The sequence below is a fragment of the Monashia sp. NPDC004114 genome, from assembly GCF_053603855.1.
This window is the reverse complement of record NZ_JBSGGK010000024.1, coordinates 37,798-63,836: the sequence shown is the minus strand read 5'-3', so window position 1 is coordinate 63,836 and position 26,039 is coordinate 37,798. Positions and strand designations below refer to the sequence as shown.

General features: G+C 71.1%; 20 protein-coding genes and 1 pseudogene. 16 read left to right on the top strand and 5 right to left on the bottom strand.

All coding sequences use genetic code 11. The features are described 5' to 3' along the window. Nucleotides 1-82 precede the first annotated feature (82 nt). From steA to ACWEOW_RS22555, 6 genes are all read left to right on the top strand, one after another. On the top strand, nucleotides 83-1,264 hold the full coding sequence (steA, locus tag ACWEOW_RS22580; RefSeq protein WP_452271492.1) for a putative cytokinetic ring protein SteA: 1,182 nt from the start codon (nucleotides 83-85) through the stop codon (nucleotides 1,262-1,264). Next, nucleotides 1,261-2,205, top strand: coding sequence for a copper transporter (locus tag ACWEOW_RS22575; protein WP_452271491.1), 945 nt, complete (start codon nucleotides 1,261-1,263; stop codon nucleotides 2,203-2,205). The genes steA and ACWEOW_RS22575 overlap by 4 nt, the downstream gene beginning before the upstream one ends. 62 nt (nucleotides 2,206-2,267) lie before the next feature. Continuing rightward, nucleotides 2,268-3,185 carry a hypothetical protein gene (locus ACWEOW_RS22570; protein ID WP_452271490.1) on the top strand — a complete coding sequence of 306 codons (918 nt, stop codon included), beginning with the start codon at nucleotides 2,268-2,270 and terminating at the stop codon, nucleotides 3,183-3,185. After that, entirely contained in the window at nucleotides 3,182-4,876 is a 1,695-nt protein-coding gene (gene murJ, locus ACWEOW_RS22565; RefSeq protein ID WP_452271489.1) for a murein biosynthesis integral membrane protein MurJ, read from the top strand. Before ACWEOW_RS22570 ends, murJ begins: the two co-directional genes overlap by 4 nt. Continuing rightward, entirely contained in the window at nucleotides 4,873-6,054 is a 1,182-nt protein-coding gene (locus ACWEOW_RS22560) for a glycosyltransferase family 4 protein (RefSeq protein ID WP_452271488.1), read from the top strand. The genes murJ and ACWEOW_RS22560 overlap by 4 nt, the downstream gene beginning before the upstream one ends. A gap of 16 nt (nucleotides 6,055-6,070) precedes the next feature. Beyond that, nucleotides 6,071-7,834, top strand: a complete 1,764-nt coding sequence (locus ACWEOW_RS22555) for a CTP synthase (protein ID WP_452271487.1) — start codon at nucleotides 6,071-6,073, stop codon at nucleotides 7,832-7,834. Here the strand turns inward: ACWEOW_RS22555 and ACWEOW_RS22550 are convergent. After that, nucleotides 7,795-8,058 (bottom strand): hypothetical protein, encoded by a 264-nt coding sequence (locus ACWEOW_RS22550; protein ID WP_452271504.1) that lies wholly within the window; start codon nucleotides 8,056-8,058, stop codon nucleotides 7,795-7,797. The two genes, ACWEOW_RS22555 and ACWEOW_RS22550, sit on opposite strands and share 40 nt — an antisense overlap. On the opposite strand from ACWEOW_RS22550, the pseudogene ACWEOW_RS22545 reads away from it, so the two are divergent. Continuing rightward, a pseudogene (locus ACWEOW_RS22545) lies at nucleotides 7,945-8,307 on the top strand (NUDIX domain-containing protein); the annotation flags it as partial. The gene ACWEOW_RS22550 and the pseudogene ACWEOW_RS22545 sit on opposite strands and share 114 nt — an antisense overlap. On the opposite strand, the gene ACWEOW_RS22540 reads toward ACWEOW_RS22545, so the two are convergent. Then, nucleotides 8,230-9,423 carry an EamA family transporter gene (locus ACWEOW_RS22540; protein ID WP_452271486.1) on the bottom strand — a complete coding sequence of 398 codons (1,194 nt, stop codon included), beginning with the start codon at nucleotides 9,421-9,423 and terminating at the stop codon, nucleotides 8,230-8,232. The pseudogene ACWEOW_RS22545 and the gene ACWEOW_RS22540 overlap by 78 nt on opposite strands. 73 nt (nucleotides 9,424-9,496) lie before the next feature. Between ACWEOW_RS22540 and ACWEOW_RS22535 the strand changes: the two genes are divergently transcribed. The 3 genes from ACWEOW_RS22535 to aspS all read left to right on the top strand — a co-directional run bounded on the left by ACWEOW_RS22535 (nucleotide 9,497) and on the right by aspS (nucleotide 15,422). Beyond that, nucleotides 9,497-10,405: a LysR family transcriptional regulator gene (locus tag ACWEOW_RS22535; protein WP_452271485.1), complete on the top strand. Its 909-nt coding sequence runs from the start codon at nucleotides 9,497-9,499 to the stop codon at nucleotides 10,403-10,405. A gap of 191 nt (nucleotides 10,406-10,596) precedes the next feature. Then, nucleotides 10,597-13,392 (top strand): PQQ-dependent sugar dehydrogenase, encoded by a 2,796-nt coding sequence (locus ACWEOW_RS22530; protein WP_452271484.1) that lies wholly within the window; start codon nucleotides 10,597-10,599, stop codon nucleotides 13,390-13,392. A 191-nt stretch (nucleotides 13,393-13,583) separates the two neighbouring features. Next, on the top strand, nucleotides 13,584-15,422 hold the full coding sequence (gene aspS, locus ACWEOW_RS22525) for an aspartate--tRNA ligase (RefSeq protein WP_452271483.1): 1,839 nt from the start codon (nucleotides 13,584-13,586) through the stop codon (nucleotides 15,420-15,422). Nucleotides 15,423-15,474: 52 nt separating this feature from the next. On the opposite strand, the gene ACWEOW_RS22520 is transcribed toward aspS, so the two are convergent. Next, entirely contained in the window at nucleotides 15,475-16,158 is a 684-nt protein-coding gene (locus tag ACWEOW_RS22520; RefSeq protein WP_452271482.1) for a DUF427 domain-containing protein, read from the bottom strand. A 78-nt stretch (nucleotides 16,159-16,236) separates the two neighbouring features. Here ACWEOW_RS22520 and ACWEOW_RS22515 point away from each other — a divergent pair, with 78 nt between their 5' ends. The 4 genes from ACWEOW_RS22515 (at nucleotide 16,237) to ACWEOW_RS22500 (ending at nucleotide 20,106) form a co-directional block, all read left to right on the top strand. Beyond that, nucleotides 16,237-17,850: a LuxR C-terminal-related transcriptional regulator gene (locus ACWEOW_RS22515; RefSeq protein ID WP_452271481.1), complete on the top strand. Its 1,614-nt coding sequence runs from the start codon at nucleotides 16,237-16,239 to the stop codon at nucleotides 17,848-17,850. Nucleotides 17,851-17,978: 128 nt separating this feature from the next. Beyond that, the gene (locus tag ACWEOW_RS22510) at nucleotides 17,979-19,124 is read left to right on the top strand and encodes a flavin-containing monooxygenase (RefSeq protein ID WP_452271480.1); all 1,146 of its coding nucleotides are present in this window, start codon (nucleotides 17,979-17,981) and stop codon (nucleotides 19,122-19,124) included. Between the two features lie 57 nt (nucleotides 19,125-19,181). After that, entirely contained in the window at nucleotides 19,182-19,661 is a 480-nt protein-coding gene (locus tag ACWEOW_RS22505; protein WP_452271479.1) for a helix-turn-helix domain-containing protein, read from the top strand. 10 nt (nucleotides 19,662-19,671) lie between these two features. Continuing rightward, nucleotides 19,672-20,106, top strand: a complete 435-nt coding sequence (locus tag ACWEOW_RS22500; protein WP_452271478.1) for a VOC family protein — start codon at nucleotides 19,672-19,674, stop codon at nucleotides 20,104-20,106. An 89-nt stretch (nucleotides 20,107-20,195) separates the two neighbouring features. On the opposite strand, the gene ACWEOW_RS22495 is transcribed toward ACWEOW_RS22500, so the two are convergent. Beyond that, the gene (locus ACWEOW_RS22495) at nucleotides 20,196-21,008 is read right to left on the bottom strand and encodes a GNAT family N-acetyltransferase (RefSeq protein WP_452271477.1); all 813 of its coding nucleotides are present in this window, start codon (nucleotides 21,006-21,008) and stop codon (nucleotides 20,196-20,198) included. Then, on the bottom strand, nucleotides 21,005-23,230 hold the full coding sequence (locus tag ACWEOW_RS22490) for an MMPL family transporter (protein WP_452271476.1): 2,226 nt from the start codon (nucleotides 23,228-23,230) through the stop codon (nucleotides 21,005-21,007). Before ACWEOW_RS22490 ends, ACWEOW_RS22495 begins: the two co-directional genes overlap by 4 nt. Before the next feature lie 17 nt (nucleotides 23,231-23,247). Between ACWEOW_RS22490 and ACWEOW_RS22485 the strand changes: the two genes are divergently transcribed. Then, the gene (locus tag ACWEOW_RS22485; RefSeq protein WP_452271475.1) at nucleotides 23,248-24,651 is read left to right on the top strand and encodes a replication-associated recombination protein A; all 1,404 of its coding nucleotides are present in this window, start codon (nucleotides 23,248-23,250) and stop codon (nucleotides 24,649-24,651) included. Nucleotides 24,652-24,957: 306 nt separating this feature from the next. Beyond that, on the top strand, nucleotides 24,958-25,989 hold the full coding sequence (locus ACWEOW_RS22480) for an ABC transporter permease (protein WP_452271503.1): 1,032 nt from the start codon (nucleotides 24,958-24,960) through the stop codon (nucleotides 25,987-25,989). The last annotated feature ends 50 nt before the right edge of the window (nucleotides 25,990-26,039 follow it).

The following is a 26,039-nucleotide window of genomic DNA, read 5'->3' as shown; positions in this document are numbered from 1 at the left end:
CCGACCCTCGCGTCTCAGACCGTGTCACGGGCTGTTGCCGGTGGCAGGCGTGCCGGCCTCGCGTGGCACGATTGAAACCATCATGGCCCTCTCCCTCCGCCGTCGCTCTCACGCTGCCGAGACCTGGCCCGGCTTGGCGGGGCCCGCGCGCGTCGACCCCCGTACGAAGGACCTCACGAAGCGCCTCCAGGCGGGCGACATTGCCGTGATCAGCCACACCGACCTCGACAAGGTCAGCGCGGACGCCCTCGTCGCCGCGCGCCCGGTCGCCGTGGTCAACGCCGACCCGTCGATCTCGGGGCGCTACCCCAATCTCGGGCCGCAGATCCTCGTCGAGGCGGGGATCGTCCTGCTCGACGCGGCGGGCTCCGAGGTCATGGCGCTGAGGGACGGCGAGCCGCTGCGCATCGAAGGTCCCGACCTCTGGTCCGGTGACACGAAGGTCGCCAGCGGCACGCTCCTCGACGCCGACATCGTCCAGACCAAGATGCACGACGCGCGGGCGGGGCTCGCGGTGCAGATCGAGGCCTTCGCGACGAACACGATGGAGTACATCCGCAAGGAGCGCGACCTGCTCCTCGACGGGATCGGCACGCCGCCGATCCACACCGAGCTCGAGGGCCGGCACTGCCTCGTCGTGGTGCGCGGGTATCACTACCGCGAGGATCTCGAGACGCTTCGGCCGTACATCCGGGAGTTCCGGCCGGTGCTCATCGGGGTCGACGGGGGAGCCGACGCCATCCTGGAGGCGGGTCATCGGCCCGACCTCATCGTCGGTGACATGGACTCCGTGTCCGACGGCGCCCTGCGCTGCGGAGCCGAGGTCGTGGTGCACGCCTACCGTGACGGACGGGCCCCTGGCCTGGCCCGGGTCGAGGCGCTGGGAGTCAAGCCGGTGGTCTTCCCCGCTGCGGGCACGAGCGAGGATGTCGCCATGCTCCTGGCCGATGACGCCGGCGCAGAGCTCATCGTCGCCGTCGGCACCCATGTGACCCTGGTCGAGTTCCTCGACAAGGGCCGCGACGGGCAGGCTTCCACGTTCCTCACGCGGCTGCGCGTCGGCAGCAAGCTCGTCGACGCGAAGGGAGTCAGCCAGCTGTACCGGGCGCGCATCCCCGGCCTGCTTCTGGTGACCATGCTCGTCGTCGGCGTGGTCGCCTTCGTTGCCGCAGTCGCCTCGACCCCTGCCGGTCAGGCCTGGATCCAGGTGCTCGCCGCGCGCTGGGACGACCTCTGGACCGCCGTCGTTGGGATCTTCTCGTGATCGACTTCCGTTACCACCTCGTCTCGATCATCTCGATCTTCCTCGCGCTCGCGGTGGGGATCGTGCTCGGCGCCGGACCGCTCCAGTCGTCCCTCGGGGACCAGCTGAGTGACCAGGTGGCCGCGCTGCGCACGGAGAAGCAGACACTCAACGACCAGCTCACGTCCACAGAGAAGCTCGTCGACGCGTCCGACGACTACAGCCGCGCGGTCCAGGAGCGGGTCGTCGAGGGACGGCTCAGCGGTCACCGCGCCGTCGTGGTGGCGCTGCCCGCCTCGGACGGCTCGATTGCCAAGAGCGTCGAGGAGGTGCTCTCGCAGAGCGGCGCGAGCTACGCCGGTACCGTGACCCTCAGCTCGGACTGGTTCGACCCGTCCCAGGCCGCCGACCGCGACCGGGCGGCGCACGAGGCCGCTACCGCCCTCGGCATCGAGTCCGGAACCACGGGCGACGCACTCCTCGCGGAGGTGCTCGTGGCCCTGACCGTTACCCAGGGCAACGCGTCCGCGTCCGCACAGCATGCGGCCGCCCTCAAGGTCCTCGGCGACGCGGGCCTGCTCGACAGCTCGGTCCCCGATCTTGTCCCGGGTGACCTCGCCGTGGTGATCTCGGGCGACTACGCCGGGACGCAGGCCCAGGTCGACGCCCAGTCCGACGCGATCCGGACCCTGGTGACCGACCTGGCGCACGGGTCGCACTCCACGGCCGTCGTGGGTGGTGAGCCGGTCGCCGCAGCAGGGCAGCCGGCGTCGTCCGACGCGGTCGCAGCAGTTCGCGAGAAGTCCGACACGGCTGGGCTCGTCCCGACCGTCGACCATGCCCGCTCCGGCCATGGCCCCGGAAACGTCGTGCTGGCGATCGAGGCAGCGCTCGACGAGCACGTTGGGCATTACGGCATCTCCACAGGTGCGACTGCGACGGTCCCGCGGGTCCACCCGTGAGAGGACGCGACGATCGAGGCTCGACGGCCCCGTCCCCGCGCGCTGCCCCCTCCTCCAGCCGGGTGAGCGCCACCACCTCGACCACCACCTCGAGCACGGCGTCGGCTCTGGCCTCCGCTCTGGTGTCGGGTCTGGTGTCGCGCGGTCTGCTCCGCCTCGGGCGACGACTGCCGTCACAGGTGGCGCAGCCATGGTCGCGCACAAACCATGCCGGCCGAACCGTGACCCTTCTCGAAGGGCCGGCGTGGGTCGCCGGCTCGGTGGCCGGCGCGGTCGCCGGCGCCGTGGCCGGCGCAGTCGTGAACGGCGGGACGCCAGGCACTCGAGGAAGCGGCCGGGCCGCCTCGTCAGCCAACGCAGCGGCAACCTTCGCGACGACGTTCGTCGCTGCCGCTAGCGGGAGCCTCGGCGCACTCGACGACCTGGCTGGAGGCGCGACCAACAAGGGGCTCAAGGGCCACCTGGGCGCCCTGTCGCGCGGCGAGGTGACGACCGGGGCCGTGAAGATCGTCGGTCTCGGACTGACCGGGCTCGCCGGGGCCATGATCGTGGACCGCTCGCGCGGCACGCGTGGGGCGACCAGCCTCCTGTCGACCCTGGTCGGTGGCGCCGTCATCGCTGCCGCGGCCAACGCGGTGAACCTCTTCGACCTGCGTCCCGGGCGTGCCCTCAAGGTGACGGTCGCCGCAGGACTGCCGCTCGTGGCCAGAACCCCCGCGTCAGCTGCCGTCGGGTCGTCGCTCGGCGTCGCCCAGGACGACCTGGCGGCCACCTCGATGCTCGGCGACACCGGGGCGAACGCCGCCGGTGCCCTCGTCGGGCTCGCCATCGTCGAGCGGTTCGGCCTCGCAGGACGCACCGCGGCGCTCGTCGGCCTCAGCGCGCTGACCCTCGCCTCCGAGCGCGTCAGCTTCACCAAGGTCATCGAGGGCAACGCCGCGCTCCGGCACATCGACGAGTGGGGTCGGGCCCGGTCATGAGCACGACCGACCCGACCACTCCGTCGCGCGAAGGATCTCGTCCCTCACCCCGGCAGGGGATGTTCGCCGCCGCCGGGACCATCGCGGTCATCACCCTCGTCGCACGGGCCGTCGGCTTCGCCCGCTGGTTCGTCTTCTCGCACGAGGTCGGGGCCACCTGTGTCGGGACGGTGTACCAGTCGGTCAACGCGGTGCCGAACGTCCTGTTCGAGATCGCAGCCGGTGGCGTGCTCGCGGCGGTGGTCGTGCCGCTCGTCGCCGGAGCTCTGGCCCGCGGTCGCGCCGACGAGGCCGATGCGACCGCGTCGGCGCTGCTCACCTGGACGCTCCTGCTCCTCGTGCCGCTGGGTGCGCTCGTGGCCGCGGCGGCCCGGCCCATCGCCGAGGCGCTGCTCGGCACGGGCTGCCGGGGCGAGGTGGACCTCGGCGCCGAGCTCCTGCTGGTGTTCGCGGTGCAGATCCCGCTGTACGGCGTGGCCATCGTGCTGGGCGGAGTGCTGCAGTCCCATCGGCGCTTCGTCGGGGCCGCCCTGGCGCCGCTGCTGTCGAGCCTGGTGGTCATCGGGACCTACCTGGCCTACCGCTCGCTGGTGGAAAACCCAGCAGCCGAGATCCCGGACATCCCGTCGAACGCGGTGGCCGTCCTCGGCATCGGGACCACGCTCGGGGTCCTGGCGCTGAGCCTGCCGCTGCTCGTGCCGGTCCGGCGGGCGAGGATCCGGCTGCGCCCCCGGTTGACCTTCCCGGAGCGCGTCGGCGCACGGGTGCGCGCGCTCGCGACGGCGGGCCTGGTAGCCGTGGCCGGTCAGCAGGTCGCCACGCTCGTGGTGATCCGTCTCGCCAACGACCGTGGCGGCGCCGGCACGCTCAACGTCTATACCTACGCGCAGGCCGTCATGCTCCTGCCGTATGCCGTCCTCGCCGTTCCGCTCGCGACGGCGGCGTTCCCGTCCATCGCCGGAGCGCATGCCGCGGACCCGGAGCAGGCCGATGGTGGGCGGGCGACGCAGACGCTGCGTCGCGCGTGGCTCGCGACGCTGGTCCTGGCACTCTTCGGCGCGGCTGGGCTCGTCGCCGTGGCTGTGCCCGTCGGCTCGTTCTTCCTGGCGCTCGACGCCGGGGCGGCCGACACGGCATCGTCCGAGACGCTCGCCGCGATGACCGATGCGGTCATGTTGCTTGCCCCATCGGTCGTCGCGCTCGCGGTCGTCGGCCTGCTCACCCGCGCCTCGTACGTACGTGGCGCCGCGGTCCTGGCCGGGTGCCTCGCTGGGGTCGGCTGGCTCGCCACCACCGTTATTCCGCTGCTCACGCTTGACCCTAGCGGCGCTGGCGGTCCCACGACGCTGCGCAGGCTCAGCATCGGCACCACGGCGGGCCTGTGTGCCGGGGCCGTGATGCTGCTCGCGCTGGTCGGTCGGACCTGGGGATGGCGTGCGCTGTCGGTTCCGGTGCGACCCCTCGCCGGAGCGGCACTCGGTGCCGTCCTGGCGGCAGTGCTCGGCCACGCCGTGGGATCGTGGGCGTCAGTGCGGTATGCCGCCGCCCAGTCTCTCGGCGGCAGCCTGGCCTTGGGGATCGCCCTCGGCGCGGCTGCGCTCGCCGTCATGGTCGGCGTCGCCCTCGCAGTCGACCCGACGCTGATGGCTCGGGTGCAGCGCGTGCGCCGGAGCGGCGAGGCGGGCGCATGAAAGTCCTGATGATCCTGGGTCGTTCGACGGGAGGGATCGGGCGGCACGTCGACTCGCTCGTCGCCGGCCTGCGGACCGAGGGCCACGAGGTCACCGTGGTGACCGATGCCTCGACGGCGACGCGGTTCGGCTGGCCCGATGCGCGACTGCTGTGGCCGGTCCACCCGGGCCTGCGGGCTCCTTCGGGCCTCATCGACTGGCATCGGATCATGCAGCTCGCGCGCACGGTGGACGTCGTTCACGCCCATGGACACCAGGCGGCGCTCGTCGCGGCGGTCGCCGTCGCTCGCGCCCGGCCGCGCCCGCGGCTGGTCATCAGCCTGCACAACGACCTCCCCGCGGCGGGGCGGTCGTCGGACCCTCAGGCTGGGACGGGAGCCCCGACCGCCGGCAGGCAGCAAGGCCTGGCCACCCGCCGCGATGCGATGCTGGCCAAGGGCGTCGGCTGGGCCCTGCGCCGGGCCGACCTGGTGACGGTCGCGAGCGCGGATCTGGTCGTTCTGGCAAGCAGGCTGGGAGCCCGCTCGCCGGCCGTCGTCGATGTCGCCGCCCCCAGCGTGGCGGCGTTGCTGGCGACGGAGCCTCTACCCCAGGCAGAGCGTGCGGCCCTCCTCGCAGGGGCAGGTGTCGACCCTGGTCTGCCACTCCTGCTCACCGTGTCCCGGATCGCGCCACAGAAGGACCTCGGCGTCCTGGTCGACGCCGCCCGCCGGTCGCGCTTGCCCGCTACGTGGGTGGTCATCGGGGACGGTGACGTCTCCCTGCGCGCCCGGCTCCAGAAGGAGGCTGACGGCATACGGTCCCGGCCCGGCGCGCCCAGCGTCAGGCTGGTCGGAGCGCGCGACGACGTCGCACTCTGGCTCCGATCGGCCGCCGTGTTCGTGCTCACCAGCCGCTGGGAGGCCCGCGCCCTGGTCGTCCAGGAGGCCATGGCGGCCGGGCTCCCTGTCGTCGCGACCCGTGCGGGCGGCCTGCCCGGGCTCGTCCGCGACGCGGGCTGCCTTGTCTCCGTGGGGGACTCGATCGCGATCGCCGCCGAGGTGGACCGTCTGCTCGGCGACCCGGCCGAGCGGCACCGCCTCGGCCAGGCCGCCCGCACGATCGCGTCGAGCTGGCCGACGGCGGCAGTGGAGGCACGCCGGTGGTCGGAGCGGTACCAGGGGCTTGTCGCTTCATGACGTAGACTTAAAGCCCGTGGTGGAAACGACGAAGCACATCTTTGTGACCGGGGGCGTTGCCTCCTCGCTCGGCAAGGGCCTCACGGCATCCAGTCTTGGACGTCTTCTGCGCTCCCGTGGCCTCAAGGTCACCATGCAGAAGCTCGACCCGTACATCAACGTCGACCCCGGGACGATGAACCCGTTCCAGCACGGCGAGGTCTTCGTCACCGACGACGGCGCCGAGACCGACCTGGACATCGGGCACTACGAGCGCTTCCTGGACGTCAACCTCGTCGGCTCGGCGAACGTGACGACCGGCCAGGTCTACAACAACGTCATCGCCAAGGAGCGGCGCGGCGAGTACCTCGGCGACACGGTGCAGGTCATCCCGCACATCACCAACGAGATCGTCTCGCGCATGCGGGCACTGGCCACGGGCGGCAGCGACGCTCCCGACGTGATCATCACCGAGATCGGCGGCACGGTGGGTGACATCGAGTCGCTGCCCTTCCTCGAGGCAGCGCGGCAGGTCCGCCACCTCATCGGCCGCGACAACTCCTTCTTCCTGCACGTCTCGCTTGTGCCGTACCTCGCACCGAGCGGCGAGCTGAAGACGAAGCCGACCCAGCACTCGGTCGCGGCGCTGCGCCAGGTCGGCATCCAGCCGGACGGGCTCGTGCTGCGAGCCGACCGCGAGATTCCCGAGCCGATCAAGCGCAAGATCTCGCTCATGTGCGACGTCGACGTCGCGGCCGTCGCGGCTGCGGTCGACGCCCCGAGCATCTACGACATCCCCAAGGTGCTGCACCGTGAGGGGCTCGACGCGTACGTGATCCGCCGCCTCGGTCTGAACTTCCGCGACGTCGACTGGACCGAGTGGGACCAGCTGCTCCAGCGTGTGCACGACCCTGAGCACGACGTCGAGATCGCGCTGGTCGGCAAGTACATCGACCTGCCCGACGCCTACCTGTCGGTCACCGAGGCGCTGCGTGCCGGTGGGTTCCACCACGACGCCAAGGTGCGCATCCGTTGGGTGGCCAGCGACGAGTGCCAGACCCCGGCCGGTGCCCAGAAGGCGCTCGGCGGCGTGGATGCGGTGCTCGTCCCCGGAGGCTTCGGCGTGCGCGGCATCGAGGGCAAGCTCGGCGCGCTCACCTGGGCGCGCGAGAAGCAGGTGCCGACCCTGGGGATCTGCCTCGGCTTGCAGTGCATGGTCATCGAGTACGCCCGCACCGTGCTGGGCAACGGCGGTGCGTCCTCGACCGAGTTCGACCCGGGCACCGACCACCCGGTGATCGCGACCATGGAGGAGCAGAAGGCCTTCGTCGAGGGTGCAGGCGACCTCGGCGGCACGATGCGACTCGGCCTCTACCCGGCCGTCCTCAGGGAGGGAAGCGTCGTCGCGGCGACCTACGGCCAGGCCGAGGTCAAGGAGCGCCACCGCCACCGTTACGAGGTGAACAACGGCTACCGGCAGCAGCTCGAGGCGGCCGGCCTCGTCGTGTCCGGCACCTCGCCCGACGGCACGCTCGTGGAGTTCGTCGAGCTCCCTCGTGACGTCCACCCCTACTACGTGTCGACGCAGGCCCACCCGGAGTTCCTCTCCCGGCCGAACCGTGCCCACCCGCTGTTCGCGGGTCTCGTCGGCGCCGCGCTCGAGCGACAGCGCGCCGAGCGCCTCGTCGAGGTCGAGCGTCCGCGGCCACTCGATGCCGAGCCGGACGAGCACGACACGTCAGGGCAGCCGGGGGACCCGGGTCAGTTCGCCTGGGCTTCGGCCGTCCTCGACGCCGACTGACCCGGGTGAGCCTGAACGCGCGGCGGGGCACTGGCGCCGACATCATCGAGGAGTGGGTGAGCGAGCCGGTCCTCGGGTCGGAGCTGGTCTTCGACGGGCTGATCTTCGGTGTGCGCCGCGACCGCGTCGACCTTGGTGCCGGTGGCGTCGTCACACGCGACTACATCGAGCACCCAGGCGCCGTCGCGGTGCTGGCGCTGCGTGAGCTGGACGGCGTCGACCACGTGCTGCTCATCCGGCAGTACCGCCACGCATCGGGGGGTCACGTCTGGGAGCTGCCGGCCGGCCTTCTCGACGTCGCCGGCGAGGAGCCCTGGCTGGCGGCAGCCCGCGAGCTCGCCGAGGAGGTCGACCTCGTCGCCGACGACTGGCGGGTGCTCGCGGACGACGTCACGTCACCCGGCGCGTTCGCCGAGACGGTCCGGGTCTTCCTGGCTCGGGGCCTGCGAGACGTTCCGGAGAGCGAGGCCCACACGCGCACCGCCGAGGAGCTCACGCTGCGCCCCCTGTGGGTGCCTCTCGACGACGCTGTCGATGCCGCGCTCGGTGGCCGGATCAGCAACACGGCCACGATCATCGGGCTCCTCAGCGCGCAGCTCTCGAGGCAGCGGGGCTGGGCGACCTTGCGCCCCAAGGACGCTCGCTGGCCGGCCAGAGAGGCGCAGCTCAGCCGGAGGCGCTGATCCGGTCGACTCCACTCGACGACCGATGCGGCCCCGGCGGAGCACCGCCACGGCGACCCCGGCGAGGAGGACGACGCCACCGGCGAGCTCGAGCGGCGCCGGGCGCTCGCCGAAGGCGACCGCCGCCGCGGCCATGCCGAAGACCGGCACGAGCATCGCGAACGGCGTGACCTGCGCGACGGGGTACCTGCCGATCAGCGTGTTCCAGATGCCGTACCCGACCAGGGAGGAGAGGTATGCCGTGAAGGCCGTCGACGCGAGCGCCTGCCACTGCACGTGGCTGAGTGCCTGACCGATGGCCTCCGGGCCCTCGAACGCGAGGGACAGCAACAGCGCGGGGATCGGCACGACGAGTCCCGACCAGACGGTGAGGCTCAGCCCCGACGCGGCTCCGCCGGGCCGCTGGGCGACGCTCCCCGCGCGCCGGGTCAGCACGTTGCCCACCGCCCAGGACAGGGCGGCGAGGACGAGCACCACGAAAGGCAGCACCGGTGCCGCGAGCCCGCGGCCGAAGGCGATCGTGACCAGGCCCGCCGCGCCGAGCGCGACCCCGACCTGCTGCGGTCGGGAAGGCGGTTCGCGCAGCCACACCGCGGCGATCACGACGGTGAGCAGCACCTGAGCCTGGAGCACGAGTGAAGACAGGCCCGGCGGCATGCCGAGGTGCAGAGCGAGGTACATCAGTGCGAACTGCCCGAGGCTGATGAAGACGCCGATCAGTGCGAGGTCGCGCCAGGGCAGGTCGGGACGTCGCACGAAGAACACCGCGGGGACGCAGACGACCACGAAGCGGACCGCGAGGAAGAACAACGGCGGCACGGACTCGAGGCCGGTCTTGATGGCGACGAAGTTCGTCCCCCAGATCACGGCCACGACGATGGCGAGGGTGGTGTCCCGAAGACGCATGGGTCGATCCTGCGATGCCCGGACGATGTACGTCCATCAAACATTCGTGACCACCACCATGTAGCATCACTGAATGATCGATCCGGTGGCTCTCCGTTCCCTCGTCGCCGTAGAGCAGCACGGGTCCGTCGGCGCGGCGGCCGCATCGCTCGACTACACGCCGAGCGCGATCTCGCAGCAGATCAAGCGGCTGGAGTCGCAGACGGGCGTCCAGCTGCTCGAGCGCCAGGGTCGGGGCGTGCTTCTCACCGAGGCCGGGCGCACGCTGACCGCCTCGGCCCGTGAGCTGCTGGCCCAGATGGAGCTCCTCGAGGCCAGGATCCACGGCGCGAGCGGCGAGAAAGTCGGCACGGTCCGGCTGGCGACCTTCGCGACGGCATACCGCGGCATCGTCGTCGGCGCCCTCGGCCGCCTGCGACAGCAGGCCCCGGACGTGGTGCTGAGACCCGACGAGATCGACCCCTGGGAGGCGGTGGACGCCGTCGCCGCCGGGACACACGACCTTGCCCTCGTGCACAACTGGGAGCCGCTGCCGCTCGCGATCCCTGACCACCTCGAGGTGCGCGACCTCGGTCGTGACCGCGCAGACGTGCTCGTGCACGTGGACCACCGACTGGCACGCCGGGAGAGCCTCACCGTCCACGATGTCGTCGACGAGAGCTGGGCCAGCGTCGCGCCAGGCTCGATCTGCCATCAGTGGCTGCAGAAGATGTACTTCGACATCGGCCGGGCACCACGGATCGGGCACATCGCTCTCGAGTTCGCCACACACATCGCACTCGTCGAGCGCGGCGAGGCCATCGCACTGGTGCCTCGGCTCGGCCGGGGCCCCCTCCCGGACTCGGTGGTCGCCCTGCCCATCGTGGAGCCCGTCTCCGAGCGCACCGTGAGTCTGGTGTGGCGTCGCACGATGACTGAGCGACCGGCACTGGCCGTCGTCATCGAAGCGCTCGCCGCTGAAGGGTCACACGACCTCGCCTGAGCGGCGGCCTCGGAATCCCTTGCGCTGCCGACAATTCGGGCATCGGCTGTGGGAGCCCCCAGCCCTCGCTAACGTGATGACGCGCCGCCGAAGCGGGGGATCGTCGTGGTAATGGGGGTCTGGTGGGGATGCGTTATTTTCTGGCTTCGGGAGACGGGCGACGAAGCGCGCGGACGACGGTGTTCGGCATCGTGCCCACCGTCGTCGCGTCGATGCTGCTGCTGGCGGGGCCGGCAGCCACCGCGACTGCGGCGACGGTCCTGCCGACGGGCTTCCTGTTGCAGGACATCGACACGGGCATGGTGCCGCCGTCGACGAGCGGGCCTGGTGACCTGCTCACCGACTTCGCGTACCTGCCCGACGAGAGCTTCATCGCCACAGGCAAGTACGGCCGGGTGCAGTGGGTGCCCCGGGTCGGCGCACCTCGCCGGATCGCGGACCTGCAGGTCAACTCCACCGGCGACCTCGGCCTGATCAGCGTCGCGGTCGCCCCTGACTACGCGGCGAACCACACGGTCTACACCGCGCGCACCGTGCCAAGCACGGCACCCGGGTCCGGGGCGAACGGCATCCTGCGGCTCAGCCGATGGACGGTCGACGTCGACGCCGCGGGCGACCCCACGGGCCTGCGCGACGAGACCACGGTGCTCGAGGCGTCGGCCGACTCGTCGATCCACTCCTTCGGGTCCGTCCTCGCCGATCGCGACGGCACGTTGTGGCTCACGATCGGCGACAGCGCCACGAACCGCGTCGACACCATGGCCCTGCGGGCACTGAACCTCGACGACGTACACGGAAAGCTGCTGCACATCCATCCCGACGGCTCTGGGGTGTCCGACAACCCCTTCTACGACCCGGCGAAGGCCACCGCCGCGAGAAGCCTGCTCTTCGCCAGTGGGTTCCGAAGCCCGTTCCGCTTCAGCCTGGACCCGGGCACGGGCCTGCCCATCCTCGGCGACGTCGGCAAGAACACGACGGAGGAGGTCGACCTCGTCCGGCCCGGCTACTCCTTCGGCTGGCCATGCTGGGAGGGCTCCGCCCCGACCGTCGGCTACACCGACCTCGCCGAGTGCACCGGGGTCACCACCACCAAGCCGCTGTGGGAGTACCCGCACAACGGCAGCGGTGCAGCGGTGGTGGGCGGTGTCGTCTACGCCGGCACGACATACCCGGCGGCATACCGCGGAAGGTTCTTCTTCGGCGACTACGTCGACCAGCTGCTGTGGACGCTGGGCTTCGCGCCGACGGGTGAGCTGACCCAGGCACCCGAGCCGGCCGGCTTCGGCACCGCCGTCGGCCGGCCGTCGCGGTTCGCGACGGCACCCGGAGGCGACATCGTGTTCGCCGACATCGGGTCGGCCCGGGTGCGCCGGCTCGTGTACGCGCCGGGCAACGCGGCGCCGGTCGCAGCCTTCACGAGTACGGCAGACCCCGCGACGCTGCACGTCGCGTTCGACGCCGGCGCGTCGAGCGACCCCAACGGTGACCTGCTCTCCTACTCCTGGGACTTCGGCGACGGCTCGACCGCCACCGGTGTCACCGCGACCCACACGTATGCCGCCGACCCTGACCACTACGACGTGACGCTGACCGTTGCCGACCCGCTCGGGGCAAAGGGAACGAAGACGACGACCGTCTATCCGGGCAACCATCCGCCCAGCCTCGATGTGACGTGGCCCGACCCGACGCTGACGTATGCCGTCGGCGACGTCGTGCACGCCAGTGCCACTGCGACCGACCCTGAGGACGGACCGGTCACGGTCACGTGGAGCTCGCGGCTCGAGCACTGCTACAGCGCCACGGACTGCCACCAGCACTACGGCGCCACCAGCACCGGGCCAACCCTCGACCTCGTCATGGAGGGGCACGAGGGCGACACGACGCTGTGGGTCACGGCCGCGGCCACCGACAGCCGGGGCGCCTCGGCGAGCGAGGAGTTCAAGGTGCTGCCTCGCCAGCACCTCGTCACCATCGAGAGCACGTGGCCCGCAGCGTTCACGATCGGCGACGAGCACGTCTCGAGCGGCCTGTTCACCGAGGGCCTCGCGCTGCTGCTCGTCGCGCCGGAGCGAGGTTATGACGGCCTGTCGGCATTCCATGCCTGGGGCGATGGGGAGACCAGCCGTTCGCGGCAGGTCACCGTCGGCACGGGCGACCTGACCGTGGACGTCGTCTACCGCACGCCGATCGACACTCGGCTCGCGACCGACGCCGCGTTCAGCACACGGATGGGAGCTCCCACCGGCGTCGAGCAGGGTGACCTCTCGCTCCGGTCGCGCGCGTTCGTCGGCGGGGTGGCGCACTGGTCGCCGGCGACGGGCGTGCACTTCGTGGCTGGTGCCATCGGTGGGAGGTATGCGAGCCTGGGCGGTCCCGCATGGTGCGGCCCTCCGACGACGGACGAGGCCCGCACCGCCGGGCTGGACGGCTACTACAACCACTTCGCCAAGGGCTGCTCCATCTTCTGGAGCAAGGCCGGCACCCACTGGGTCAACGGTCGCATCCGGGACCTGTGGGCCAGCCTCGGCTGGGAGCGGTCGCTGCTGCGCTATCCCGCCGCAGATATCGCAAAGACACCGAGCGGCAACGGCTGGCTGACCAGGTTCCAGGGCGGCACCGTCTACTACGGGTCGGCCGCCACCGGCGCGCGCTACGTGACCGGCGCGACCCTGACCAAGTACACCGCGATGAAGGCCGAGGCGTCCGTCCTCAAGTACCCGACGACCCACACGAACGCGACCGCGCGCAAGGACGGCACGTACCAGCACTTCCAGGGTGGCTCGATCTTCTGGAGTGCCAGCACCGGAGCGCATCCGGTCACCGGGGCGATCCGGTCGAAGTATGCCGCGCTCGGCTGGGAGCGCTCCTTCCTCGGCTACCCGAAGAGCGACCCGTTCGCCGTCAGCGGTGGCATCCGACAGAACTTCCAGGGCGGCTACCTCGTCTGGGCCCGAGCAACGGGGGTGGTGACGGCCCACCGGTCGTGAGGCCGGCAGCGCGACCGAGGTCACGGCACGGCGAGAGCACGCGGCGCCATCGGGGTCGTGAGATCAGCCGCGCGCGGGGTGGTCTCGCGTCCGGGTCTAGGATTGGTCCTCGGCCTCCGGGCGGCGCCGCCCGTGCGGCCCACTCGCGACGCCCAGCGACAAGACCCGTTCGTCCCCGGAAGGATCCCTCCGTGCTCCGCACTCACGAGGCCGGCACCCTACGTGCCGACCACGCAGGCCAGACCGTCACCCTCACCGGCTGGGTCGCGCGGCGCCGAGACCACGGCGGGGTCGCCTTCCTCGACCTGCGCGACGCGTCCGGGGTGGCCCAGGTGGTCGCGCGCGACGAGGTGCTGGCCCAGGGCGGTGCCCACGACCTGCGCAACGAGTACTGCATCAAGGTCGTCGGCGAGGTGCGCAACCGGCCCGAGGGCAACGCCAACCCGGACCTCCCGACCGGCGAGATCGAGGTCATCGTCAGCCAGCTCGAGGTGCTCAACCCGTCGGCGCCGCTGCCGTTCCAGATCGACGAGCGGGTGACCGTCGGCGAGGAGGCGCGGCTCAAGCACCGCTACCTCGACCTTCGGCGCCCTGGCGCGAGCTCGGCCGGCGCGGCGATCCGGCTCCGCTCCAGGGTCAACGCCGCGGCTCGTCGGGTCCTGGGCGAGCGCGACTTCGTCGAGATCGAGACGCCCACCCTGACCCGGTCCACCCCGGAGGGTGCCCGCGACTTCCTCGTGCCCGCCCGCCTGGCCCCCGGATCGTGGTACGCCCTGCCGCAGAGCCCCCAGCTGTTCAAGCAGCTGCTCATGGTGTCCGGCATGGACCGGTACTACCAGATCGCCCGCTGCTACCGGGACGAGGACTTCCGCGCCGACCGGCAGCCCGAGTTCACCCAGCTCGACATCGAGATGTCCTTCATCGACCAGGACGACATCATCGAGCTCGGCGAGGCGATCGTCCGTGAGATCTGGCAGCTCATCGGCGTCGACCTCGACACGCCCTTCCTGCAGATGACCTACGCCGACGCGATGGCTCGCTTCGGGTCCGACAAGCCCGACCTGCGGTTCGGCCAGGAGCTCGTCGAGTGCACTGACTACTTCGCACAGACCTCGTTCCGGGTCTTCCAGGCCGAGTACGTCGGTGCGGTCGTCATGCCCGGAGGCGCCGGCCAGCCGCGCAAGCAGCTCGACGCCTGGCAGGAGTGGGCCAAGCAGCGCGGTGCTCGCGGTCTCGCCTACGTGCTGGTCCAGGAGGACGGCGAGCTCGGAGGTCCGGTGGCGAAGAACCTCAGCGACGAGGAGCGCGCAGGCCTCGCCAACCACGTCGGCGCCCGGCCCGGCGACTGCGTCTTCTTCGCTGCCGGCGCGACGAAGGCCTCGCGCGCGCTGCTCGGAGCAGCCCGCCTCGAGATCGGCCGCCGCTGCGAGCTTATCGACGAGGACGCCTGGAGCTTCCTCTGGGTGCTCGACGCGCCGCTCTTCGAGCCGGCCGCCGACGCGACGGCGTCCGGTGACGTCGCTCTGGGCTACAGCGCCTGGACGGCCGTCCACCACGCGTTCACCTCGCCGAAGAAGGAGTTCGAGGACACCTTCGACGAGCGCCCGGGCGAGGCTCTGGCCTACGCCTACGACATGGTCTGCAACGGCAACGAGATCGGTGGCGGGTCGATCCGTATCCACCGGCGCGACGTGCAGGAGCGGGTCTTCAAGGTCATGGGCATCTCGAACGAGGAGGCCCAGGAGAAGTTCGGGTTCCTGCTCGAGGCGTTCCAGTTCGGGGCTCCGCCACACGGCGGCATCGCGTTCGGCTGGGACCGCATCGTGTCGCTCCTGGCCGGCACGGAGTCGATCCGCGACGTGATCGCCTTCCCGAAGTCGGGCGGTGGCTACGACCCGCTCACCTCCGCGCCGGCGCCGATCACGCCCGAGCAGCGCAAGGAGGCGGGTGTCGACGCCAAGCCGGCCGGCCAGGACGGCCGCCCTGCGCCATCGGTGAGCAGCGCGTCGAGCGCCGCCGCAACCACCTGACCGGCCCTCGTACGCCGCGTTCGGCGGCTGGGGGCGGGAGGTAGCAGGCGCCTCAGTGCTGCGGCATGCCGCCGACGAAGCCAGGGTCCTTGACGCCGTCGACGAGGGTATCGGTGCGCTCGGCGTAGAAGGAGAGCTGGTCTCGGACCGCCTCGGCCTCGCGCAGCGGTTGCCGGTAGACCCACGCGATGTCGACGCCGGCGTTCCCCGGAGCGCTGTAGTACGACGCGTGACCCTTGTACGCGCAGGTGGTTCGCGTGTCGGTCGGGGTCAGCACCTCGGTGTTCACGTCGTTCATCGGGATGTACCACCGCGGCGGAAGGTGTGTCTCGAAGAGCGCCGTCGGGTGATGCGTGTCGGCGAGCACGAGCCCGTCGAGCTCGACGCGCACATGCCGTGCGCTGCGCAGGATGTCGATCCGGGCGAAGGGGTCGTGTGGGTGCCCGATGATCGGCTCGTCCTCCTCGAGCCAGTCGAAGTCGCCGAACGGGAGGAGCACATGGTCCGGGAGGCCGTGCGCCTCCAGGCCTCGCGCGGACCCGGGGACGTCAGCGACGAACGAAGCCCGCGGGACGGCATACTCCGGCACGACGCGACGCGGGAGCCACACGATGACGGCGTCAGCCGTGTCGCACACGAGGTTGCCCTCGCGGCTCGCCCGGAGCCGCTTGCGGGTTGGGGTGAAGCGCGCGTCGGCGAGCTGGGAGCGCCACTGGTGGGTCAGGTCGATGGCCATGTCCCCAAGCATCGTCTCGGCCCGGACACGTCGACAAGAGCACCCAGCCCGCGCGGAGGTGCGACCTAGACTGGCGGGGTGCCCGACTGGCCAGCCGAGTATGCCGCTCTGGCCGCCGCCGACCGCGACGGCTCGCTCTCGGCGCCTGAGCTGGAGGACCTCGCCGTCGCGGCCACCCTGCTCGGCCACGACGACGAGGTCGTGGTGCTGCGCGAGCGTGCGATGGAGCTCTATCTCGCGGCGGGGGAGACCCACGCCGCGGTCCTGTGCGCTTTCTGGCTCGGTTTCCACCTGCAGACCACCGGCGCCTCGGCGCGCGCGGCCGGGTGGGTCGAGCGCCTGAGCGTGCTGGCGGCCGAGAGCGACGACCCATGGCTGCGGGGGATGCTCGACCAGCCTCGCGCCGCGGGGCTGATGTACTCCGGTGACCCAACAGGGGCGCTGGGGCTGTTCGAGCGCGCTGCCCGGTCCGCACGCGCAGAGGGCTCGGTCGACCAGTACGTGCTGGCCCGGCTCGGGCAGGGCCGCTGCCTGCAGATGCTCAGCCGGGACGTCGAGGCTCGCACCGTCCTGGACGAGGTGATGGTCTACGTCACTGCTCGCCGGGTGCAGCCTCAGGTCGTCGGTCTCGCCTACTGCTCGATGATCGAGCTCTGCCGGGCCTGGTACGACGTCCGTCGCGCGCAGGAGTGGACCGAGGCGCTGACCGGCTGGGTCGCGGAGCAGGAGGGCATGTTGCCCTATCGGGGCACCTGCCTCGTGCACCGCGCCGAGCTCCTCCAGCTGCATGGCGCCTGGGCCGAGGCCGTCGCCCAGGCCGACGAGGCATGTGCCCAGCTGCGCGCGGCGAGCGAGCGGGCGGCCGGCCCGGCACACTATCGCATCGGCGAGCTCGCCCGTCTCCGTGGCGACCTCGACGCGGCAGAGCGCGCCTTCGAGCGGGCGGCCGCCGTCGGGCAGGAGGTCCAGCCGGGGCTGGCGCGGCTGCGCCTGGCGCAAGGCCGGCCGGACGCCGCCCTGGCCGGGCTCGACCGTGCCCTGGCCGAGCGGCGCGACGTCCGGGCGGTCCCCGAGCTGCTGTGCGCTCGCGTCGAGGCGTGCCTCGCGACCGGCGACCTCGCCGATGGCCGCGCCACGCTCGACCGGCTCACCCCGCTTGTAGCGGACGGCTCCCCGCCGTTCCTCAGGGCGATGGCGGCATACGCGGAGGGGATCGTCCGGTGCGCCTCCGGCGACTGGGCTGGGGCGCTTCCTCGGCTGCGGGAGGCCTTCTCGACGTGGACCGACCTCGACGCCCGGTACGAGGCGGCGACGGCGCAGCTGACCCTCGGGCGGACGTGCGCCCGGCTCGGGGACTCCGACGCCGCCGCGATGGAGGAGGCTGCGGCGCTCAGCGCGCTGGAGGCGCTCGGCGCGACCGTCCCCGAGTGGCTGGTCGACGGACCGCCGGCGACGGGCGCCGGCGACGGCGTCGCCCCGGGAGGCCCGGCCAGCAACGACTGCCCGCTGTCGCCGCGTGAGCTCGAGGTGCTGCAGATCCTCGCGACCGGCGCCTCCAACCGCGCCATCGCGGCCCAGCTCGTCCTCTCGGAGAAGACGGTCGCGCGGCACCTGAGCAACATCTTCGCCAAGCTCGGCGTCACGAGCCGATCCGCCGCGACCGCACGCGCCTTCGAGCACCACTGGGCCTGAAGCAGGCTCGCCTCGCGTCCGGCAGTGGGTCGTTCTACCCAACGACGACTGCGCAGTTGGGTCATTCGCCCGACGCGGCCGCTCGCGCCCTCTTCCTAGCCTCGATGCAGAGGACAAGGAGGCTCGAGATGAGCGGACAGGACACCAACGGCGTCACGACCGAGCGGTTCGCGACCGTCGTCATCGGCGGGGGACAGGCAGGGCTGGTCATGGGCTACCACCTGCAGCGGGCTGGGGTCCGTTTCGTGATCCTCGACGCGGGCCGACGGGTGGGGGACAGCTGGCGCGAGCGGTACGACTCGCTCCGGCTCTTCAGCATGCCGACCTATGCCAGTCTCCCCGGCTGGCGGATGCCTCAGCGCACGTTCCCGACGCGGGACCAGATGGCCGACTACCTGGAACAGTATGCCGCTCGCTTCGAGCTGCCCGTCCGGAACGACGTCAGCGTGCTGCAGGTGACCCGCGACGGGGACGGGTTCCTCGTCGACACCAGCAGCGGCCTCATCCACGCCGACACGGTGGTGGTAGCCGCCGGGGCACACCGGGTGCCCGTGGTGCCGATGATCGAGGGCCGGCTGCGCCCGTCGATCCGGCAGATCCACTCGCTCGAGTACCGCAACGAGGAGCAGCTCGCCCCGGGCGGCGTGCTGGTCGTCGGTGCGGCGAACTCGGGCACGGACATCGCTCTGGAGTCGGCGGCCGCCGGCCACCCGACGTGGCTGAGCGGACGCCACCCGGGCCAGGTGCCGCTCGACATCGACACCGGGATCGGGATGGCAATGACGCCGATCATCATGTTCGTCTTCAGGCACGTCCTGACGCTGCGAACTCCTTTGGGCCGCAAGGCTGCTCGTCAGGCGGAGGAGCACGGCGTGAATCTCGTCCGCAACAAGCTGGCCGACCTGGACGCCGCCGGCGTGGTGCGCGTCGGGCGGGTCGTCGGCATCTCCGACGGGTGCCCGGTGACCGAGGAGGACGGCATACTCGGCGACATCTCGACGGTCGTCTGGGCGACCGGATCGCGCCCCGACCACTCGTTCCTGCACGGGCTGACCGATGACTCCGGCCGGCCGCCGCAGGACCGCGGTGTCTCGGACGTCTCCGGTCTCTACTTCCTGGGCCTCGAGTTCCAGTTCGCCCAGGCGTCCGGCACGATCCAGGGCCTCGACCGTGACGCCCGCTACCTGGTGCGCCGGATGCGGCCGGTGTGGGCGCGAACGGCGGGCCGGGCTGAGGCCGGGGCGGCCGCGGCGCACGAGCGAGCCACGGCGTGAGCGGAGCCCATTGTCTGCAGGCGGTCGGGACGTCGGTGGCGTGCGCGACAATCGGGTGTGTCCACCACGGTCCCACGCGCTCCCGACGACGTCCTCGCGCATCTGCGCCGAGCGCGTGACCTCATCGACCGCAGCTACGCGGACCCGCTCGACCTCGACCGGATCGCGGCGGCGGCGGGTCTGTCGAAGTACCACTTCCTGCGGCTGTTCCGGTCCACCTACGGCACCACACCCGCGGACTACCTGTCCCGCCGCCGTATCGAGCGCGCCCAGGACCTGCTCCGGGCCACGAACCTCACCGTGACCGAGGTGTGCGTCGCTGTCGGGTACTCGAGCCTCGGCTCCTTCAGCAGCCGCTTCCGGGCCGTGGTCGGTGAGACGCCCAGCGCCTTCCAGGCCCGGTATGCCGCAGAGGGCGCTCCCCACATCCCCGGGTGTTACGTGTTCATGTGGGGTCTTGCGGAGCGCCAGCAGCCTGAGATGGGCATGCACGGCTCCGCAACCGAGGAGAAGCCGGAAGCCTCGCCTGCCTCATAGCGTTGGGGACATGATCACCAACATCTCCATCATCAGCGTCTTCGTGCAGGACGTCGACGAGTCCAGGAAGTTCTACACCGATGTCCTCGGCTTCCAAGAGAAGGACGACATCACGCTCGGCGACGGATTCCGCTGGTGCACCGTCGTGCACCCCAGCCAGCCCGAGCTCACCGTGCACCTCGCGCTCCCGGGGCCCCCGCTCATGCCGGAGATGGTCGAGGCCGTCAAGCGAGCACAGGAGGCAGGCACGATGAACGGGATCGGCCTGAACGTCGACGACTGCCAGCGCACCTACGAGGAGCTGTCGGAGCAGGGCGTCGAGTTCATCCAGCCGCCGTCGCGCCGGCCCTACGGCACCGAGGCCGTGTGCCGCGACAACTCCGGCAACTGGCTGGTGCTCGTGGAGCCGTCCCAGTCGCCCGTCAGCGCAGCCGACTTCGACTGACCCCGAACACCCCCGGTAACCGCATCCTCGTCACGTTTGCAGGCGTGAGCACCGTGCGGTTACCGGGTGTGTTGCCGGCGGGCGGTGCGTCAGGGGGCAGCGTGCAGGGGCGTGACGGCCCGGCTCGCCCAGGCGCAGACCATCCGGTAGCCGAGGGACTCGTAGAGGCGCCGTGCCACGTCGTTGTGGGAGTACATCCCCAGCGTGCTGAGTCCCGTCTCGAGCACTGCCCGCCTGGTCACCGCGCTGACGATCGCCCGCCCGAGGCCCTGGCCGCGGCGGCTCGTGTCGACGGCCACCGAGGACAGATGTGGGGCGCCCGCTCGGGTGTGGCCCCACGCAGCCACGGCGGCAAGGCGGCCGCCGTCCTCCAGAGCGAACCAGCGCTCGCCGAGGCCAGGCGCAGTGTCCGCCGTCGGCGAGTGCTCTGCGAGGAATGCCGCCACCTCGTCCGCGCGGGCGACGTCGTCGAGCGGTTGCACCAGCCTGTCGGTCGGGAGCGCGTCGGGCAGCGTTGTCGTGTGGAACCACTCCCAGTCGCCACCCTGGATGATTCGGAACCGCTGGTGCAGTAGAGGTTCCAGGTGCTGTGGCACGCTCACTCCGAAGACCGAGTGAGCCGTCCGGTGAGGCTCGACGGCGTCAGCGACGGCCGGCAGGTGCTCCACCAGCCTGGCGACACCCGTGTCGCTTCCCAGGAGATTGAAGGTGGAGCGGCCGTTGGGGCGAATCCGGCGGAAGCCGACGGCGCCCTCCGCCTGCCACCACGTCGTCGCCAGCTCTTCGGTCACCTCCCAGCGCACGAAGGGGTTGCCGTGGGTCGCCGCGAGCAGGGCCGCGATCCCGTGCCGGACGTCCAGCCCAGGGTCGAGCACGGCGTGGTGAGAGCCTGCGGACGTCACTCGGTGATCCCGAACCGTGCGTGGAGCCGCTTGAGTGGCGCCGGCGCCCACCAGTTCCAGCGCCCGAGCAGCGTCATCGTGGCGGGCACGAGAAGCATGCGCACGAGCGTGGCGTCGATGACGACCGCGGCGACGAGGGCCAGTCCCATCTCCTTGATGATGAGGATGTCACCGGCGATGAACCCGGCGAACACGATGACGATGAGCAACGCAGCGCTGGTGATGATGCGACCCGTGCGCTGAAGCCCGAGCGAGACCGCACGGTCGTTCTCGTAGCCGGCTCTGTGGAACTCGGTGATCCGCGAGAGCAGGAAGACCTCGTAGTCCATCGACAGCCCGAAGCCGAACGCCAGGACGAGGAAGGGCACCATCGACTCGACCGCACCGACCGACGAGAAGTTGAGCAGGCCCTCGAGGTGGCCCTGTTCGAAGACCCAGGCGACGACGCCGAGCGCGGCGCCCAGCGAGACGATGTTGAGCAGCAGCGCCTTGACCGGGATGACGACGGAGCCGGTCATGAGGAACAGCAGCACGAAGGTGCCGAGCACGACGAGCCCGACGGCATACAGAGCGCGATGAGCCATGGAGTCGAGGAAGTCGATCTGCGAGGCCGCCTGGCCGGTCACCCAGGTCTGGAAGGCCGGGCGGTTGTCGCGCACCTGGTGGACGAGGTTCTGGGCCTCGTCGGAGGTGGGCTTGCCGGCGACCCTGACGCTGACCAGCTGGTGCTCGTCGCCGAGTGGCCGGACCGTCACGGCGGTGACACCGGGCTCGGACTTGAGACCTTGCGCCCACGAGGTCACCTGCGTCGTGTCGGTCGACTTCGCGACCACCGACACCTCAGGGGCGGCGAGCGCGGGGAAGTCGCGGCGAAGGTCGTCGAAGAACACCCGCTCCTGGGCGGTCTTGGGCAGCAGCTCGGTGCCTGACGAGGTCAGCTTGAGGCCGAAGGTCGGCAGGGCGAGCGTCACGAGCGCGACGAGCGTGGCGACGATGACGACGACCGGCCGCCGCTGGACCACATGGGCGAGCCGGGAGAAGACGCCGACGTCCGACACCTGTTCTCTTGCCTTGCGGGCCAAGCGTTTCGCACCGAGGACACAGAGCGCCGGGACGAGCGTGATCGCGACGATCATCGCGACGAGCACGACGCTCACCCCGGCGAGGCCGATCGCCTTGAGGATGTCGGCCTCGAAGACCAGCAGGCCGGACAGCGCGATCGCCACGGTGAGACCGGAGAAGAAGACGGTGCGCCCGGCTGTCGCGACGGTGCGCTCGGTCGCGACGCGGATCTCCTCCTTCGTCGGCGGCCCGGTCGAGGCGCGGTGGGCGAGCTCCTCGCGGAACCGGCTCACCGTGAGCAGGCCGTAGTCGATCGACAGGCCGAGCCCGAGCAGGGTCACGATGTTGACGACGGTCGCGTCGAGCTCGAGCGCATGTGAGAACACGAACAGTGCCATCAGTGCGCCCGCGATCGAGACGAGAGCGCCGACGATGGGCATGCCTGCGGCCAGGAGGCCGCCGAAGACCAGGATCATGACGAGGAAGGTCAGTGGCAGGGCGATGCCCTCACCGCGCACCAGGTCGCGCTCTATCGTCCCGGTGATCGCATGGAGCACCTTGGAGGGCCCACCGACGGCGCCCTGGGCGTGCATGGCGTCGGCCACGCCGTGCAGGGCGGTCTCGACGTCCGACTCGGCGCGGTCCTGGGCCGCCTTGTCCAGGTCGGGGTCGAGCTCGACCACGGTGACGAACCGGCCCGACTGTGGGCCACCGACCCCGACAAGAGTGGCGACCTTCGGGTCCGCCGGCCCCTGGGGCGCCAGCAGGGGCGACTGCACCCGTGCCACCCCGGGGATCGAGGAGATCGCCTGTGTCTTCTCGGTCCCCGCGCGCACGGACGCCGGGTCACCGAGATCGGCTCCGGAGACTTGAAGTGTGAGGTTGGACAGGGCCGGCTCCGCGGCCTCGACGATGTTGCGGGCTTCGCGAGACTCGGCCTGGACCGTGGGCTCGCCGGAGTGCAGGCGCTGGAAGAGGGACTCGCCAGCAACGCCGCCGACCGCGACGGCGTAGCACGCGATCGCGGCGACGAGCCAGCCGAAGACCCACCAGCGGGGGTGTCGTGCGATGACGCCACCCAGCCGGGTCATGACGGTGCGGTGACCGCTTCGTCTCCGCGCGGTGCTCGCCACCGGGGCGGCGGGTGTGGGGGTCGACACGCGGATAGCCTTCCACAGTGACCTCAGACAGCCCGAGCGACCTGTTCGGCGCCGCGTCCGCGGCGGCCCGCGACGACCTGCCGCCCACGGCCGGCGCCGCGCCGCTCGCCGCCAGGATGCGGCCCCGCACTCTCGACGAGGTCCGTGGGCAGGCGGCGATCCTGCGCCCCGGGAGCCCGCTCCGGCGTCTCATCGAGGGCTCGGGCGGTGCCGCCGGGCCGCTCTCGGCGATCATCTGGGGGCCGCCCGGCACCGGCAAGACCACTCTCGCGCATCTCGTCGCCACCGCGGCCGACCGCCGGTTCGTCGAGCTGTCTGCCGTCACCGCCGGCGTGCGGGACGTTAGGGCCGTGATGGACGGCGCCGTCCGCGAGCGAGATCTCTACGACCGGCAGACCGTACTCTTCCTCGACGAGATCCACCGCTTCACCAAGGCGCAGCAGGACGCGCTGCTGCCCGGTGTCGAGAACAGGACCGTGATCCTCGTCGCGGCAACCACCGAGAACCCCTCCTTCAGCGTCATCGCACCGCTGCTCTCCCGATCGGTGCTCGTGACGCTGGAGTCGCTGTCCGACGAGGACGTCGCCGACCTGGTCACCGCGGCACTCACCGACGAGCGCGGTTTCGACGGAGCCCACACTCTCGACGACGAGGCGCTCGCGCACATCGTCCGGATCGCCGGGGGAGACGCTCGCCGCGCGCTCACCTCGCTCGAGGCCGCCGCGGGCGTCGCGCTGGACGCCGAGCCGCCCGGTCGATCCACCGATGAGCCGGTCGCGATCACCCTCGCGCACGTGGAGCAGGCGGTGGCTCACGCCGCGGTTCGCTACGACCGGGCGGGCGACCAGCACTATGACGTCGCGAGCGCGCTCATCAAGTCGATGCGCGGCAGTGACGTCGACGCGGCGCTGCACTACCTCGCGCGGATGCTGGAGGCGGGGGAGGACCCGCGCTTCATCGCCCGCCGCATCGTCATCTCGGCGAGCGAGGACGTCGGGATGGCCGACCCCACCGCACTGCAGACCGCTGTGGCCGCGATGCACGCCGTCGCGCAGATCGGTATGCCGGAGGCGCGGATCATCCTGGCCCAGGCGGTCGTGCACAACGCCCTGGCACCCAAGTCCAATGCGGCATACCTCGGCATCAACGAGGCCATCGCCGACATCCGCGCGGGGCGCGGGGGGCCGGTCCCGGCCCACCTGCGGGGGAGCGGGTATGCCGGCGCGGAGCGTCTCGGACACGGTGCGGGCTACGTGTACGCCCACGACGAGCCCGATGCCGTGGCGCGGCAGCAGTACCTGCCCGACGACCTGCACGACCAGGTCGGCTACTACCGCCCGACGGGGCGGGGGTTCGAGGAGCGCCTGCAGGCGCGATGGGAGTGGCTGGCGGGACGGCTGGGGCGCACGCGCGGCGAGTGACCCGTGTTACCAGGAGGATCCGCAGAGGCTTGACACCACGTTTTGCGCCTCGCTCGTCGATTGTTTCGGGGCTGTAGCACTTCGACGTACATTGTGTGGCGAGGATGGGCTCAGGGTAACGATTTGTCATCCATGGTCGTCTCGACCTTTGGACGGGCCCACACTGTATGGCAGGGTGACTCCGTCCCGGGCGAGGGTGGCACGCGAGACGGAGAGAGTCCGACGCGTCCGCTGCCGGGGAGGGCGAGCGATACGTCGCCCGTCGAGATGTGATCCCACAAGGATGGAGACAACGCGTTGAACGCAATGCCGGGGCCTGCGGCCGGAACGCTGACCGAGGCATCCGAGGAGACCGCTTCGACCACGTCACCTCAGCACAAGGATGTACGCACCGGCCGGTCACCCGGCCAGGTCGCATGGGACCGCCTCAAGAAGGACAAGGTCGCGATCGTCTGCGCCGTCATCATCCTGCTCTTCATCCTCGTCGCGATCTTTGCGCCGTTCCTGACCTCGCTGCAGGCCGCCGACCCGACGACGGGGCTCAAGGCGAGCCCGGACGCGGTCAACACCAAGATCATCGACTTCAACGGCCTCCCGACCGTCGGCCCGAGCACGGCCCACTGGCTCGGCGTGGAGCCGCGCCTCGGCCGTGACCTGTTCGCCCGCTGGGCCTACGGTGCCCGTCCTTCGCTCATCATCGGGTTCGTCGCGGCCGCGGCCTCGACCCTCATCGGCGTCACGCTCGGCCTCATGGCCGGATACCTCGGTGGCGCCTCCGACCGAGTCATCTCGTGGATCATCGACTTCTTCCTCAGCCTGCCGCTGCTGCTGCTCGTGCTCGCCATCGTGCCGATCATGCAGAAGAGCCTGGCGGCGAACAGCGACCTCACCGCGGACCAGACCTCGCAGATCCGGTTCTGGGTGCTCATCGTGATCCTCTTCGTCTTCGGCTGGATGGGCTTGGCCCGACTCGTCCGAGGTGAGGTCAAGAGCCTGCGCGAGCGGGAGTTCGTCCAGGCCGCCCGGGCCATCGGCGTGCCGACCCGGCAGATCCTCTTCAAGGAGGTTCTGCCCAACCTCGTCGGCCCGATCATCGTCTCGGCCTCGATCGCCGTCCCGCTCTACATCACCCTCGAGGCGACCCTGAGCTACCTCGGTGCCGGCCTCGTCGAGCCCACCGCGTCCTGGGGCCGCACCATCTCGGACGCACAGAACCTCTTCGCCACGTACCCACTGTGGCTCTGGCCCTCGGTCATCGGCCTGTCGCTGCTCGTCCTCGCCTTGAGCCTGCTCGGCGACTCGATCCGCGACGCCTTCGACCCCACCAGTCGCCGATAACCCACCCGGTTCGCGGCCAACAGATGTTCCCGGCAAAACGTCGGGACAAG

Coding starts and splice junctions, on each gene's coding strand:
- ACWEOW_RS22510 (WP_452271480.1), top strand. CDS start 17,979: ATGAGCGGACAGGACACCAACGGCGTCACGACCGAGCGGTTCGCGACC.
- murJ (WP_452271489.1), top strand. CDS start 3,182: ATGAGCACGACCGACCCGACCACTCCGTCGCGCGAAGGATCTCGTCCC.
- steA (WP_452271492.1), top strand. CDS start 83: ATGGCCCTCTCCCTCCGCCGTCGCTCTCACGCTGCCGAGACCTGGCCC.
- ACWEOW_RS22540 (WP_452271486.1), bottom strand. CDS start 9,423: ATGCGTCTTCGGGACACCACCCTCGCCATCGTCGTGGCCGTGATCTGG.
- ACWEOW_RS22535 (WP_452271485.1), top strand. CDS start 9,497: ATGATCGATCCGGTGGCTCTCCGTTCCCTCGTCGCCGTAGAGCAGCAC.
- ACWEOW_RS22520 (WP_452271482.1), bottom strand. CDS start 16,158: ATGGCCATCGACCTGACCCACCAGTGGCGCTCCCAGCTCGCCGACGCG.
- ACWEOW_RS22560 (WP_452271488.1), top strand. CDS start 4,873: ATGAAAGTCCTGATGATCCTGGGTCGTTCGACGGGAGGGATCGGGCGG.
- ACWEOW_RS22500 (WP_452271478.1), top strand. CDS start 19,672: ATGATCACCAACATCTCCATCATCAGCGTCTTCGTGCAGGACGTCGAC.
- ACWEOW_RS22480 (WP_452271503.1), top strand. CDS start 24,958: ATGCCGGGGCCTGCGGCCGGAACGCTGACCGAGGCATCCGAGGAGACC.